At 45.5% G+C, this 13893-nt stretch carries 13 protein-coding genes; 10 read left to right on the top strand and 3 right to left on the bottom strand.

Features of this window, described 5'->3' with window-relative positions; genetic code table 11:
- Positions 1-12: 12 nt before the first annotated feature.
- The gene (locus tag QUA27_RS03565; RefSeq protein WP_333066365.1) at positions 13-501 is read left to right on the top strand and encodes a gluconokinase; all 489 of its coding nucleotides are present in this window, start codon (positions 13-15) and stop codon (positions 499-501) included.
- Positions 502-732: 231 nt separating this feature from the next.
- Here the strand turns inward: QUA27_RS03565 and QUA27_RS03570 are convergent, their stop codons facing one another.
- Complete coding sequence (locus QUA27_RS03570) at positions 733-1710, bottom strand: carbohydrate kinase family protein (protein WP_333066366.1); 978 nt, start codon at positions 1708-1710, stop codon at positions 733-735.
- Positions 1711-2156: 446 nt separating this feature from the next.
- Between QUA27_RS03570 and pedR the strand changes: the two genes are divergently transcribed.
- From pedR to QUA27_RS03605, 7 genes are all read left to right on the top strand, one after another.
- Positions 2157-2432: a photosynthetic electron transport-dependent transcriptional regulator PedR gene (gene pedR / locus QUA27_RS03575; protein ID WP_006633901.1), complete on the top strand. Its 276-nt coding sequence runs from the start codon at positions 2157-2159 to the stop codon at positions 2430-2432.
- 34 nt (positions 2433-2466) lie between these two features.
- The gene (locus tag QUA27_RS03580) at positions 2467-2748 is read left to right on the top strand and encodes a hypothetical protein (RefSeq protein WP_333066642.1); all 282 of its coding nucleotides are present in this window, start codon (positions 2467-2469) and stop codon (positions 2746-2748) included.
- 172 nt (positions 2749-2920) lie between these two features.
- The gene (gene hisS / locus QUA27_RS03585; RefSeq protein WP_333066367.1) at positions 2921-4195 is read left to right on the top strand and encodes a histidine--tRNA ligase; all 1275 of its coding nucleotides are present in this window, start codon (positions 2921-2923) and stop codon (positions 4193-4195) included.
- 184 nt (positions 4196-4379) lie between these two features.
- On the top strand, positions 4380-5129 hold the full coding sequence (locus tag QUA27_RS03590; protein WP_333066368.1) for a Uma2 family endonuclease: 750 nt from the start codon (positions 4380-4382) through the stop codon (positions 5127-5129).
- 96 nt (positions 5130-5225) lie between these two features.
- On the top strand, positions 5226-6380 hold the full coding sequence (locus QUA27_RS03595; RefSeq protein ID WP_333066369.1) for a DNA cytosine methyltransferase: 1155 nt from the start codon (positions 5226-5228) through the stop codon (positions 6378-6380).
- Positions 6381-6420: 40 nt separating this feature from the next.
- The gene (locus QUA27_RS03600) at positions 6421-6834 is read left to right on the top strand and encodes a phospholipase D-like domain-containing protein (protein WP_333066370.1); all 414 of its coding nucleotides are present in this window, start codon (positions 6421-6423) and stop codon (positions 6832-6834) included.
- A gap of 55 nt (positions 6835-6889) precedes the next feature.
- Positions 6890-7537, top strand: a complete 648-nt coding sequence (locus QUA27_RS03605) for a hypothetical protein (protein WP_333066371.1) — start codon at positions 6890-6892, stop codon at positions 7535-7537.
- Between the two features lie 51 nt (positions 7538-7588).
- On the opposite strand, the gene QUA27_RS03610 is transcribed toward QUA27_RS03605, so the two are convergent.
- Together QUA27_RS03610 and QUA27_RS03615 are read right to left on the bottom strand one after the other, a co-directional pair.
- Positions 7589-8824: a class I SAM-dependent methyltransferase gene (locus QUA27_RS03610; RefSeq protein ID WP_333066373.1), complete on the bottom strand. Its 1236-nt coding sequence runs from the start codon at positions 8822-8824 to the stop codon at positions 7589-7591.
- A gap of 243 nt (positions 8825-9067) precedes the next feature.
- Entirely contained in the window at positions 9068-10252 is a 1185-nt protein-coding gene (locus tag QUA27_RS03615) for an NAD(P)H-quinone oxidoreductase subunit H (protein WP_333066374.1), read from the bottom strand.
- Between the two features lie 58 nt (positions 10253-10310).
- Here QUA27_RS03615 and rsmH point away from each other — a divergent pair, with 58 nt between their 5' ends.
- Entirely contained in the window at positions 10311-11213 is a 903-nt protein-coding gene (gene rsmH / locus QUA27_RS03620) for a 16S rRNA (cytosine(1402)-N(4))-methyltransferase RsmH (RefSeq protein ID WP_333066375.1), read from the top strand.
- 569 nt (positions 11214-11782) lie between these two features.
- Positions 11783-13456, top strand: a complete 1674-nt coding sequence (locus QUA27_RS03625; protein ID WP_333066376.1) for a SpoIIE family protein phosphatase — start codon at positions 11783-11785, stop codon at positions 13454-13456.
- Positions 13457-13893: the final 437 nt, after the last annotated feature.

Raw genomic sequence — 13893 nt, forward strand, 5'->3', positions numbered from 1 at the left:
TAAATAGGTGCCATGATTACGATCGTGATGGGAGTCTCCGGTTCAGGCAAAACTACAGTTGGCAAGTTGCTGGCGCAATCTCTCAATTGTGATTTCAGCGATGCCGACGATTTTCACCCATCAGCTAATATCGAGAAAATGAGTTGCGGCATTCCTTTAGAAGATGCAGATCGCCTTCCTTGGCTATTAGAATTGCAAGCTGCAATAGACTGGTGGCTTTGGGAAGATAGAAATGTGGTTTTGGCTTGTTCTGCTTTAAAAGCATCTTACCGCGAAATGCTCTGCCGCGACCAACAGCGGATGAAAATAGTTTATCTGAAATGTTCTTTTGATGTATTGGCAGCCCGGTTAACAAGTCGCGAAAATCACTACATGAAAATAGACTTGTTGTTAAGTCAGTTAGACACTCTCGAAGAACCAGAAGATTCAATTATCATAGATGCTTCGCAACCGCTAGAGGTAATCTTGCGCCAAATTAGAAATCATCTCATGTGCGGTTAATGCCCCACAATAAAACCTATAATACCAAATCTGGCTTAACTTAAATACCTCTTTATTTCTTAGTTTCTCTCAGCTAGGACGAGAGTTTGTATAGTACCGATTTCAATTGCCTAGTCCGATCGAGGTTTTTTAAGGCGGATTTAGTATAAGAGTTATTTTTTTCGGATTAACCGGGTTTCAGAAGCACATTTAGCGCCCTCTCCGTTCCCCGGCGGATAAGTTCTGGATGCTCTAATTTTTGTACAAATACAAGAAAGCTTCTACTTCAGCGGCGGTTGGTTGAGATCTAATTGCCCCGGGTTTCATCGCTGTCATCGCACCTACCGCGCTGGCATAAGTTACAATTTTCTGGGCTATTTTTGGGTCGGCTAAGTTCTTGATTCCATGCTTGCACAATTGGCGTACAAAACCAGCCAGAAATGCGTCGCCGGCACCTGTTGTATCCTCAACATCTACTGTAAAGGCGGGGATTTTTCCTTCATTCTCCGAGATACAATAGGCGCAACCTTTCTCGCCCGCAGTCACCAAAACGCCTTCTACAGAATCGAGGCGGTAGGTAATAGCTCCTGCGTCGGTAGTTGCAAACAACCATTCAGCTTCTTCCTCAGATAACTTGACAAAATCAACTTTTTTTAAAATTTTTCTAATCTGCGCTTTTGCTTCGTCTGGATTTGGCCAAAACACTGGACGCCAATTGATGTCAAGAATAATTTTAACGTCGTACTGTTCTGCTAGTTCGATCGCTCTGGCGATCGCCTCTCGACTTTCAGGATAAGCTAATTCTAAAGTGCCTAGCACTAAAAATTCGGCATTTTCAAACAGCACCTCGGGTAGTTTTGCAGCGAGGAGACGGGTGTCGGCAAAATCCGCAGTATTTAATTCCCCAAAACCGGCAAAATTTCGATCGCCCGCTTGATTCCGCAAGACATAAACTTGCCGCGTCGGCGCACTCGGATGCCGCTGCACTCCAGCGATATCAACCCCTACTTCTTGCAATACCTGCACTAGGGAATTTCCCAATTCATCCCCACCTACAGCGCCGATAAATCCCGCCGCCGTCCCCAATTTAACCAAAGCACAGGCAACATTAGCTGGAGCACCGCCGGGATATGCCGTCCAAGATTCTACCTCTTCGAGAGATACTCCTGGTTTGTCTGCTAAACAATCAAATAAAAGTTCACCCAGACACAGAACGCGAGGATAAGTCATAGGAATTTGAGATTTGAGATTTGAGATTTTAGACCAGCAGTAGACAGGTCAATAATGATTTTTAACCCATCCCAGAAAAATTGCCAGCTATTTTTTAATGGCTGCTCCTATAATATCAGACCTACTGATACTGGCAGTTACTCCCTTAAGACTGAAGTATAGTGCCGGCGTATCAGTTAGTTGTTGGGCACGCAAACATTTGCAGGTTGTGCACGGATGTCAGATAGGCGCAGGTAAAGGCAGCATCCGCCACCCGAGGCACAAGCAGTGCAAGTGGCTGGGCGTCTTGCTGTGTCGGGGCAGGGTTTGCACTCCCGGCGATTCTGCCAGCGAGTTGGTGCTTCGGGTCCGAAAGAGTAGCACAACAAATTTAATTTTCTCTTCATACTCGATCCCTCATCCTTTAGAATTGTAGATAGGTAAATATGCAGACATAGGAAAAATTTATGAGTGGGATTGTCTCTGGGACCCCTGTCACCCTGTCGGACAGAGAATTGCAAGTGGTAGAGTTAGTAGCGGCGGGATTGACTAATGAGAAAATTGCCGAAAAGTTAGAGATTAGCAAGCGTACAGTTGACAACCACATTAGCAATATCTTGAACAAGACGCGCGCTGACAATCGAGTTACGCTTGTACGCTGGGCGTTGCAGTGGGGAAAGGTATGTTTGGACAATATTAACTGCTGCCCTTTACCGCGGCCGATCGATAAAGAAGTATCTTAAGTAGGGATTTTGGTTGGGGACAGGCAAAGAAATGATGCAAACGGCACAAGAAAAACAACTCCGCTATCAAATTCAATGCCCTAGATTGCCGCTGACGGTGTATCGCGAAGTGGCGATCCATTTGCGTCAAGTTGATGGGGTGGAAACCGGTTTAATTCCGCAGCAGTCGCAGCGGTTTGATTACAGCGACAGCCAAATTGGGGGTTTGTGGATACAGTATCCTGAAGGGTTCGATTTGGCAGGTCGCGAGCGAGTCGATCGCATTTTGGCTTATTATGGCGATCGTTACGGAGCTTGGGAATTATTAAGTCATTAGTTATTGGGAATTGGGAATTGGGCATTGGGAATTGGGCATTGGGCATTAATTACGAGCCCCTACAACGAACAAAAAACCTGCAAATAAAAACCAAAAACCAAAAACCAAAAAATAACCGCTAACTAATGACTACTGACTACTGACTACTGACTACTGACTACTGACTAACAAAATGAGTGCAATTAAAACTTTACCGGGAACGCGGGATATTTTGCCCGCTGAAATTCAATATTGGCAAAATATAGAAGAAGTCGCTAGAACCATTTTAAAAAAAGCGGCTTATCGAGAAATTCGGACGCCAATTTTTGAACAGACATCTTTATTTGAACGCGGCATCGGCGAAGCTACCGATGTTGTGGGCAAAGAAATGTACACTTTTAAGGATAAGGGCGATCGATCGACAACTTTGCGTCCAGAAGGCACCGCCGGAGTAGTCCGAGCTTTTATTCAAAACAGTTTGTACGCGGCGGGAGACGTGCAGCGTCTGTGGTATGCGGGGCCCATGTTTCGCTACGAACGCGCGCAAGAAGGAAGACAGCGGCAGTTTAATCAAATTGGCGTGGAAGTCTTGGGGAGTGCGAATCCTCGTGCGGATGTCGAGGTAATTGCGATCGCCTGTGATATCCTGCAAACTCTCGGTTTAAAAAATTTGCGCCTCGATATTAATTCCGTCGGAAATAAGGAAGACCGACAAAATTATCGGCAAGCATTAATAGATTATTTTACACCGTACAAAGACGAATTAGACGCCGATTCTCAAGACCGCTTGACTCGCAATCCGCTGCGGATTTTGGACAGCAAAAATCAGCGCACTCAAGAAATTGTAGCTGGTGCGCCTAGCATTTTAGAATATTTGGGAGAGGAATCGCGATCGCACTTCGAGCAAGTGCAGCTTATGCTCACAAATTTAGGGATTAGCTATCAGTTAAATCCCCGATTAGTGCGCGGTTTAGATTACTATACCTACACCGCCTTTGAAATTATCTCCGACGATTTGGGAGCGCAAGCAACAGTTTGCGGAGGCGGCCGCTACGACGGTTTAGTCAAGGAATTGGGCGGCCCTGATACGGCTGCAGTCGGTTGGGCAATGGGTATCGAAAGGTTGATTATCCTGCTGCAAAAGTTGCAACCTTTGCCCGTGCCGAAGTTGGATTTTTATTTAGTCTCCAGGAGCGAAAAAGCAGAACAGCAATCGGTATTGTTAGCTCAAAAATTGCGAAGTTCCGGGTTTAGCGTTGAGATAGATTTGAGCGGCAGTGCCTTCGGGAAACAGTTTAAAAGAGCCGACAGAAGCGGTGCAGTTGCCTGTTTAGTTTTGGGAGATGCGGAAGCTGAAAACGAGACGGTACAATTGAAGTGGTTGGCGAGTGGTGAACAAAGTGCGATCGCGCAATCAGAACTACTAGCAATGACAAACGAGTTACAGCAGAAGATTAACAACCCTTAGAACTCTCGGTTTTAGCACAGTCTAGATTCCCCTAAACCCCCCGCGGGAGGGGGAATTCCTCGTTACCAGGCTCTGCCTGGTAACGCATATCCAGAGGCTCCGCCTCGTCATTAAGCCATTAACATGAATCCCAAAAACCAAAAGATATAATTTAAACATTAAAACATTTAACCTCTGATAAACTATGTCTGTAGCAACTAAAAATTATGAAACAAAACTCCCAATCACCTGGCCGCTACTACCAGAAGATTTCCAACTACCAGACGACCCCGTAGAAGACGAAAGCCAACCATTATTAGCCGCCGCTTTGCGCCAGCCGCTAACAGGATTTCCTGAATTAATGCAGGATGCCTTAATTGTTTCCAACTTTGCCTTGTGTGCCGGAATTAGTTTCCCAGGTTCAAGCAGCGACGAACAGCGTATTATCTGCAAAGCACCAGATTTGATGTACGTGAAACCCGTCAATCCAAAAAATGTCTCTCAAGTTCGCCGCAGTTACACGCCACACACAGAAGGAACCATCCCTCAAATCGTGATGGAGTTTCTTTCAGAAACCTATGGAGAAGAATACTCCGTTGAATTTACCTCGTGGGTGGGAAAGTGGTATTTTTACGAGCAAGTAATCAAAGTCCCCCGATACGTCATATTCCGAGCCAAAACAGCTCATTTAGAAGTTTACGCTTTAGAATCAGATCACTACAACTTGCAAAAACCCGATGAAAACGCACGTTATTGGATACCGGGATTAGACTTATTTTTAGGAGTTTGGGAAGGAACCCACGAAGGGAGAACAGACTGTTGGTTGAGGTGGTGGAATGCAGAAGGCGAGTTGGTGCTGTGGTCGGAAGAAAGAGCCGATCGCGAACGACTGCGCGCTGAAAAATTGGCCGAAAAATTGCGTCAAGCGGGGATCGAATTAGATGACGAAGAGTGAAATATCAATTGATGAGTCGAATACCATGATGTTTTGGTATAATTAATATCTTGTGGTGCAGGCATCCAGCCCGCCCTTGTCCTAATGCGAACTAATATGTTAATCGAACGTCTCAAGCCGATCGCCTGGAAAACCAAACCGCCACTGATTTCATTATTTTCCGGTTGCGGCGGTATGGACTTGCCATTCCACAAAGCCGGATTTGAAGTAGTTTGGGCGATCGACTCCAATAAATACGCCTGCAAAACTTTCAGCAGAAACATTGCTGATGTCATCGTCAACGACAGTATAGAAAATATAGATATTGCACAAGTTCCCGAAGCAGAAATATGTATAGGAGGGTTTCCTTGTCAAGACTTTTCCATGATTTGGAAACGTCCCGGCCTGGAAGGAACCAGAGGCAATTTATATACATACTTTCTAGATTTTGTCAACAAAAAAAAGCCGAAAGCTTTTGTAGCAGAAAATGTCAAAGGTTTATTAAGTGCCAATAATTATCAAGCAATAAAACAAATAATCTCCGACTTTGAAAGTATTGCACCGGGCTACTTAGTTAAACCTAAACTCTACAACTTTGCTGATTACGGAGTTCCCCAATTTCGCCAAAGAGTTTTATTAGTTGGCATTCGGATGGATACAGAATTTAACTTTGTGCATCCTCAGCCCAAATACGGACAAAATCGTAAATATCCCTATCGCACAGCAGGTGAAGCACTCAAAAATGTGGAAAAAGTGAAATATAATCAGGAACATCAGAAAATTCAGCCTCGAACCATTGAAATTTTGAGTCTAATTAACCCCGGAGGGAATTTTACTGATATTCCTAAGGATAGTCCATACTATGTAAAAGGCATGATCAGTCACGTTTATCGGCGAATTCATCCAGATAAACCCTGTGCTACAATTATTGCTGGTGGTGGTGGTGGTACTTGGGGATATCATTATCCCGAACCCCGTTCATTGACAAATCGTGAAAGAGCTAGGTTGCAAACATTTCCCGATGATTTTGTTTTTGAAGGTTCTATTACTGAAGTAAGAAGACAAATTGGCAATGCAGTTCCGCCAGATGGAATAGTTGACGTGGTTGAATCTCTGATTCCGCTATTTAAAGGGGATTATCCGAAAGTAGATTTATACACGTTAAATCAAAAGTTGCAAATGATGTCAATTAAGGAACGATTACAACACGCAGAATTAGAGGCTTCACAACAGCAATTACAATTAAATTTACTTTTTAGTGAAGTGAGGTAACTTAATGTCCATACCTGCCATAACTCCCGCAACGCCCTATGTGGATATATCTTTATCCAGGGTTGATGCTCAGCAAAAATCCAATCTAAATGCTTTTTTCGGAAAAGGAAGAGAAAGTAAATCGACCGGGAAGGTTATCCCTAGAGATTGGTATGAAGTTGAGATTATAGTAGATACAGCAACAACAAATAATCCTGTTTATCCCCAGGGGGATTTTACCGCCTATACGGATGATGGTTCAAATTTTCCCTGTCGCACTCAAGGCGATAATCACAAAAACTTTAGATCTAAGGAAGACTTAAAAATTCTAGGTCGCTGGATCAAAGGTAAGTTAGAACAAAGTGGTGCATTGCAGCAATTTGAGCCTGTCACGAGCCAGACATTGCAAAATTACGGCAGAGACTATATCCGTCTCTATAAATTGTCCGATTCTGACTACTACTTAGAATTTTAAGAGGGAGCGATAGCTCTCGCTCTAAAAAATCAAAATACATAACGAAGAAAAGTCAATGTTCGAGTTCGACATAGGCTACTACACCGATTTTAAATTGCCCAGCAACTCAGATATTCCAGAGCAATTACAGCAAACACTTCAGACGGTTTGGGACAGAAAATATGACGATTTATACGAACGAGGTGGAAAGTGCAATGTAGAAGAAGCTTTTGTAGAAGTAATGACAGCCTTTGGAATGCCTAACGATCCAATATCCCATCAGCGATACGTCTATATGGCTTATGGAATAGCATTAGCAGCTAAACAGACCATTAAACATTACTTTCCTGAAGAACACAAAGCTGAGATCGTTGAAGGAATTGTATCTTGTTGGCTGAAGGATGGTTGTGAAATCCCAGAAACTTGGGCTGATACGTTGTTTCCTAATATCAACCAAATAGGAAAATATCAAGCTAGTAACGAAGCTTATAATATCTTCTACGGCTTGCTGCAAACACTCAACACCAAAACAGCCTATAATGCCATCTTGGATATTTTGTATGATGCCATTACCGGGGACGCCATTTCTGGTTTTACTGAAGCCCGACGAGATATGTTTAATTGGTGGTTGATCGAGGTGGTTCCTGCTGCCTATTGTTTAAAGCTGCCATCTACTTTATATTCTGGAAAATGGGAATTTCCGCCACTGAGTCAGTGCGCTTAAGTGATGACAAAAGTAATTGGAAAAGAGTGCGTGTTGCTGATTCTAGTTAACTTAAGGCACCGTGAAACCTTTGAGCGATTCCCTACGGGATAGCTTCGCTTCATGCACTTTTTCCTCCTCCCTCAACCCCTTCGACTGCACCAAAACCCCAAAACCCCCCAAACCCCTCGGATCGATCAACTGATGCAAAGCCTCCCGGCGCCGCAAAAACGTTGCCAAATCCAATACTTCCGCATCATTTGTAGACAGAGAAGCAATACGATCGCCCAAACCCAACGCCATCAAAAACAAAGCCTGCTGAGTAAACCCTACCACATCCAAACCGCACAATTCACCCTGCCTTTCCAGCGCCGTAAAATTAACATGAGCCGTTAAATCCTGCCGCCCCACATTAATATAAGGATTATTGTGATATCGGTGCAGATAATAACACTGTAGCGTCCCCTCCCTGCGCCTCGGATTGTAATAGCGGTGTGCCGGATAACCGTAATCAATAGTTAACAAATATCCCCGCTGCAACTTTTGAGCAACTGTACTCATCCAGTCCAAAGCCGCCAAATTCACCTCACTGCGATAACCATCCCCGTACACACTCGCCGACCAATCGATGCTTACAAAATCCAAATATTCGGCAATTTTAGGCGTGGAAACTTCGCCAATTACTTCAATAAATTTTATCTCTTCTTGTTCATTTTTTGGAGTTTCAGCGGCAACGTAAATCTCCCTAACTTGCCCTTTTTCCAGAATGAATTGATGCACGGGCAAAGCATCCACTAACTCGTTAGAAAATAAACAACCGACAATTGAATTATTAACTATCTCATCCCAATTGCACCACTTAACGCACTTGATATCACTTAATTTTTGGCGTTGTTCCGCTTGAAGTCTTGGCGAAATTTCAACAATTATGTATGTTAAACTTTTAAATAAGTCGGGATGTTGCCGTTGCAGATATTGCAGCACATTTTCGGCAAAAATTCCCCGCCCAGCGCCCATTTCTACGATCGCGAAATTGAAAGGGCGATCGAGCAATTCCCACATTTCCACAAACTGCTCTGCCAAAACCTCCGCAAAATCAGCACCCCAATGAGGCGACGTGATAAAATCGCCTTGTTTGCCGATCGGCGGGCGATCGCTATTGTAATAACCGTGCTGCGGATGATACAATGCCAAATTCATATATTCAGCAAAAGTAATACGCCCTTGCGGACTGGTGGCAATTCTTTCGCAGATTAAAGCGCAGAGTTCCGGGTTGCTGTCATTGATATCTGGTTGCTGGACTTTCATAATTTATCGCATCAAAGTTGATGTTATTTCATTTGTGAAGGAGAGATCTTTTTTATTAACCGCAGAGGGCGCAGAGGGCACAGAGGAAGAGAGAAGAGAGAAATCAGGTAGATTTTAGCTACGTTAACAGCAAAATTAATCGATATCTATCCGCGTCGATCCGCGTTTATCGGCGGTTCAAAAAAAATCAACCCGGTTCCATAAAAAAACCGGGTTAAATTCTCAGATAAAAACCGACAAAACCTACCTGTCAACCGAGCCCATAATAATGTCGATACTCCCCAAAATTGCCACCAAATCCGCAATTTTTACGCCGCGCACAATGTGAGGCAAAATCTGCAAATTATTAAAATCCCCAGTCCGAATCTTCCAGCGCCAAGGAAACACATTATCATCCCCGATAATATAAATCCCCAACTCACCCTTGCCGCTTTCAACGCGGACATAATGTTCGCCCTTGGGAATCTTAAAAGTCGGCGCTACTTTTTTGCCAATAAACTGATAGTCAAAACCATTCCATTCAGATTTTGGTCCGCTTTCGAGTCGCTTCGCTTCTAAATTCTCGTAAGACCCACCGGGGATTCCTTTCAAGGCTTGATAGAGAATCTTAACCGACTCGCGCATCTCCCGAACCCGCACCAAATACCGGGCCAAACAATCGCCAGCAGCTTCGGTACAAACTTCCCAGTCGAAGTCGTCGTAACATTCGTAATGGTCAACTTTTCGCAAATCCCACTTAACGCCGGAAGCGCGCAACATGGGACCGGACAGTCCCCAGTTAATCGCTTCTTCGCGAGAAATAGTACCCAGGCCTTCAATCCGGCGGCGGAAGATTGGGTTGTTGGTAATTAAACGTTCGTACTCGTCAATTTTGGGAACGAAATAATCGCAGAAATCTTCGCACTTATCTACCCAACCGTAGGGCAAATCTGCGGCGACTCCGCCAATGCGGAAATAGTTATTATTCACCATGCGATAACCTGTAGCGGCTTCCCACAAGTCGAGAATTGGTTCGCGATCGCGCATAGTATAGAAAAAAGGAGTTTGTGCCCCCACGTCCGCCAAAAACGGCCCCAACCACAACAAATGGTTAGCAATCCGGTTCAACTCCAGCATGATTACCCGAATGTAACTAGCCCGTTTGGGGACAGCAATATTCGCCAACTTTTCCGGCGCATTTACTGTCACCGCTTCGTTAAACATCCCCTCGGCATAGTCCCAGCGGCTCACGTAGGGCACGTACATCACGTTGGTGCGATTTTCGGCGATTTTTTCCATCCCCCGGTGCAGATAGCCCAAAACTGGCTCGCAGTCCACCACATCTTCCCCGTCCAGGGTGACAATTAGCCGGAGTACGCCGTGCATGGAAGGGTGGTGCGGCCCCATGTTGAGCACCATCGGTTCGGTTCTAGTCTCAATTCTTGACATAATTAAATGAATTAATGATTACTGACTATTGTTGATTTTTGTTTCGCTGTTATAGATTATGAAGGATATCGAGCTCTGTGAGAAGCATACCGCTGGATCAGATGTCAGTATTGACACCTATCACGTTCCAGTTTTGGGTCAAGAATTAATTGCGGGTTTGGCTGTGCGTCCAGGGGGACACTATTTGGACGCGACGCTTGGGGGCGGCGGACACACGAGTTTGATTTTAGCGGCGGCGCCAGATGTTACAGTGGTGGCGATCGACCGCGATGAACAAGCCATCCGTTTTTGCCAAGCCAGATTTGCCAACTCGCCCGTTGAGTTTTGGCACGGCAACTTTGCTGAATATCAGTCCCCAGAGGCCGAATTTGATGGTATCATAGCAGACTTGGGCGTCAGCTCTGCTCAGTTCGATACACCGGAACGAGGATTTAGTTTTCGCCACCCAGCTCAACTAGATATGCGTATGAACCAGCAGCAATCTTTGACGGCAGAAGAGATTATCAACCACTGGGAAGAAGTTAAACTAGCAGATATTATTTACAAGTACGGCGAGGAGCGACTGTCGCGGCGCATCGCAAGGCGGATTGTCCAAGGGCGTCCTTTTCAAACAACAACAGAACTTGCAGGGGCGATCGCCTCCAGCTTCCCCCCCAAGCAGCGCAACGGCAGAATCCATCCGGCCACCCGTACTTTCCAAGCTTTAAGGATAGCTGTCAACTCCGAACTCGCTTCTTTAGAAACTTTCCTCAACCAAGCGCCAAGGTGGTTAAAACCAGGTGGGAGAATCGGAATCATTACATTTCACAGTCTGGAAGACCGACCAGTCAAGCACCAACTCAGAGGAACACCCAGTTTGCAGGTACTGACAAAAAAGCCGATCGGGCCGCAATCCGAAGAAGTCGCTAGAAATCCCCGCTCTCGTTCTGCTAAGCTCAGACTGGCAGAAAGAATAACTTGATTCAGCAGTAGTAATATGATTGCTGCAAAAAGTTCAGAGATTAGGGAGAATTGCATGCAGCAATCAAGTGCGATTGGGCACAGGTGTAGGTAGGGAATAGCGCCAACAACCCACCACTAACCCTCCGGGTACAGTGGGGCTTGAAATACAGCCAGTGTTGACCAGACTTAGGTAGCAATACCTGCCTTAGTAGTAAGTGTTAAAATTCACACCGAGGACAGTGCCCAGCTAGTTAAGAACTCTGCAATCAGAGCATTAATTAGCCGTTTTGAATGCTGGTGTGTTTAAAAAAGTACCGACTGCTAACAAGGTCATTGCTCGTATCACAGCGTGAAAGCTCACTCGGAAATTTTCCCTATTGAAGCGGCCTACCGAGGCGGGTTACAGTATCGAAAGCCTCTCATCTGTTGTGCGAACAGATGGTGTGAAAGGAATGCTCACCTTAAGGTAAAACGGGTTTCTTTAACTCAACTTGACGTAACTGATATGTTGCATATATCCAGCCCCCCTTTTCCTCCCGCCACCTTGCTGAATACAGCTATGGTGGGGGTTTTCAAGGGGGAAGAAAGATGAGTAGGGGAGATGGAAGCAAGCTGAAACTGATGGTAGTCGATGACGAACCCGATAACTTGGATTTATTGTACCGGACGTTTCGACGCGACTTTCAGGTTTACAAAGCAGATAGCGCCCTCAGCGCCTTGGAAGTTCTAGACGAACAGGGCGAGATGGCGGTGATTATATCTGACCAGCGGATGCCAGAAATGAATGGCACCGAGTTTTTGGGGAAAACAGTCGAGCGATTTCCCGATACGATTCGGATTCTGCTAACGGGATACACCGATGTTGAAGATTTGGTTGAGGCCATCAACTCAGGTCAAGTTTTCAAATACATCACCAAACCGTGGAATCCTGAAGAACTCAAATTGGTGATCAATCAAGCCTCAGAAACTTACAAATACTACAAGCAGCGCAGCGTTGCATTGCGCCGCGCTTTACGCAAGGAATCTCTGTTCAATGAGGTAATGAGCGTGATTCGCGGGTCGCTAGATTACTCTAGTATGGTACAAACTATTGTTCAAACCGTAGGTCAAACTTTTGAGGCCAACTATTGTATGCTGCGGCCGGTAGAGAGCGATCGACTATTGCCGAGTACCTTCCCCTACCAAGCCCAAACCGACGATGCCAGTAGCTTTTCTTTTGATGAAAATTTGTTGGTTCAAGCAGTAGCCAGCCGCCAAACTCAAGTGAACCCAAACAGCGGGGGGGACGGTAAATCGGTTGAGATTGCCGTACCCCTGACTTACCAGCAAGAGTTATTGGCGGTACTGGCTTTGTGCCAGATTGGCGGCACTAACCCTTGGTCGGCAGAAGATATAGAGTTAATAGAAGGTGTAGCAGCTCAAGCTGCTCTCGCCCTGTCTCAAGCTAAGCTCTACCAGCGCACTCTGGATTTAGCCAAGCAGATGCAAAACGAGTTGGAAGTGGCTCGCCAAATCCAAACAAACTTGTTGCGCCAAAGTTGGCCGGATTTTGAAACTGTTAGGGTGCAAGCTTGCTGTTATCCCGCGCGGGAAGTTGGTGGCGACTTTTTTGAAGTCTACGTCCACTCCCAAGGGGATATCTGGATAGCGGTGGGAGATGTTTCGGGTAAGGGAGTTCCGGCTGCTCTATTTATGGCCAGCGCGATTTCGGTGATGCGGCGGGAACTTTCCCAAGAAGTTTCTCCAGAGCCAGATCAAGTTATGCAGAACATGAATAGCAGTATGTCTGACGACCTGATCGGCAACAACCATTTTATTACAATGGTTGTAGCTCGTTACACTCCGTCAACCGGACACCTCGCCTTTGCTAATGCCGGTCACATTTACCCGATTGTTTGGTCTCACTCGGAGGTGAAAGCTCAAGCCGCTAGCGGTAAAACGCCAGCCGAGCCTAATTTCCTGAAAGCTCGTGGCATTCCCTTGGGGATACTACCAGTTTGGAGAGGCAAAGCAGGTGCGATCGAATTAAAGTCAGGAGATGTATTTCTGCTGACGAGTGACGGGATTACTGAAGCTAGCGTCACCACTGAAGGGGTCTCCGGGGGTGTACCAACCCGTTCTATGCTACAACAAGAAGGGCTTTGGCAACTGTTGATTCAGGAGCCTGGTTCCTTCAACTTGGACAATTTGTTGGCTCACATCCGAGCCGACAATCCCGTTCAGGAAGACGACCAAACCATACTCTCTTTGGAGGTTCTTTGAATCTGTCAGCGACTCCCGACCCATAGTCGGGGGTGAGAGCCGAAAAAACTTAAGCGCTGCTGGTTGACGGCTCACAGAGTAGTCCTGCAAAGGACGGCATTATCGTCAACAGTAAAAAACCTAGCCGGCGATGGCGCAGCTAGTTTCGTGAATCGCTTTTCTGGGGGATTCAACACCTGTAAAAGGTTAAGGTAGAAGGCATTGGTCAGAAACAACCCAAGCTTAAAAGCCAGAGATTGAAACAAAGATTTTTTATACCTCGCTGCTTGCAGTATCGGTATAATTATCAATTGTTAATGGGCTTTAGACCCATAACTAAAGTTTTCAACTATACTCTTAACTTCTGCCTTCTACCGAATGACCAATGCCTGATTTTTAAACAGAAAAGGCTAGTGTCCCCCGAGTAGCGACAAGTATTGAGGCCGAATCCATTCGGC

It is taken from the genome of Microcoleus harperi Pol14_C6, from assembly GCF_036701295.1.
Lineage (GTDB): Bacteria > Cyanobacteriota > Cyanobacteriia > Cyanobacteriales > Microcoleaceae > Microcoleus.

Coding starts and splice junctions, on each gene's coding strand:
- QUA27_RS03565 (WP_333066365.1), top strand. CDS start 13: ATGATTACGATCGTGATGGGAGTCTCCGGTTCAGGCAAAACTACAGTT.
- QUA27_RS03570 (WP_333066366.1), bottom strand. CDS start 1,710: ATGACTTATCCTCGCGTTCTGTGTCTGGGTGAACTTTTATTTGATTGT.
- pedR (WP_006633901.1), top strand. CDS start 2,157: ATGAGTGGGATTGTCTCTGGGACCCCTGTCACCCTGTCGGACAGAGAA.
- QUA27_RS03580 (WP_333066642.1), top strand. CDS start 2,467: ATGCAAACGGCACAAGAAAAACAACTCCGCTATCAAATTCAATGCCCT.
- hisS (WP_333066367.1), top strand. CDS start 2,921: ATGAGTGCAATTAAAACTTTACCGGGAACGCGGGATATTTTGCCCGCT.
- QUA27_RS03590 (WP_333066368.1), top strand. CDS start 4,380: ATGTCTGTAGCAACTAAAAATTATGAAACAAAACTCCCAATCACCTGG.
- QUA27_RS03595 (WP_333066369.1), top strand. CDS start 5,226: ATGTTAATCGAACGTCTCAAGCCGATCGCCTGGAAAACCAAACCGCCA.
- QUA27_RS03605 (WP_333066371.1), top strand. CDS start 6,890: ATGTTCGAGTTCGACATAGGCTACTACACCGATTTTAAATTGCCCAGC.
- QUA27_RS03610 (WP_333066373.1), bottom strand. CDS start 8,824: ATGAAAGTCCAGCAACCAGATATCAATGACAGCAACCCGGAACTCTGC.
- QUA27_RS03615 (WP_333066374.1), bottom strand. CDS start 10,252: ATGTCAAGAATTGAGACTAGAACCGAACCGATGGTGCTCAACATGGGG.
- rsmH (WP_333066375.1), top strand. CDS start 10,311: ATGAAGGATATCGAGCTCTGTGAGAAGCATACCGCTGGATCAGATGTC.
- QUA27_RS03625 (WP_333066376.1), top strand. CDS start 11,783: ATGAGTAGGGGAGATGGAAGCAAGCTGAAACTGATGGTAGTCGATGAC.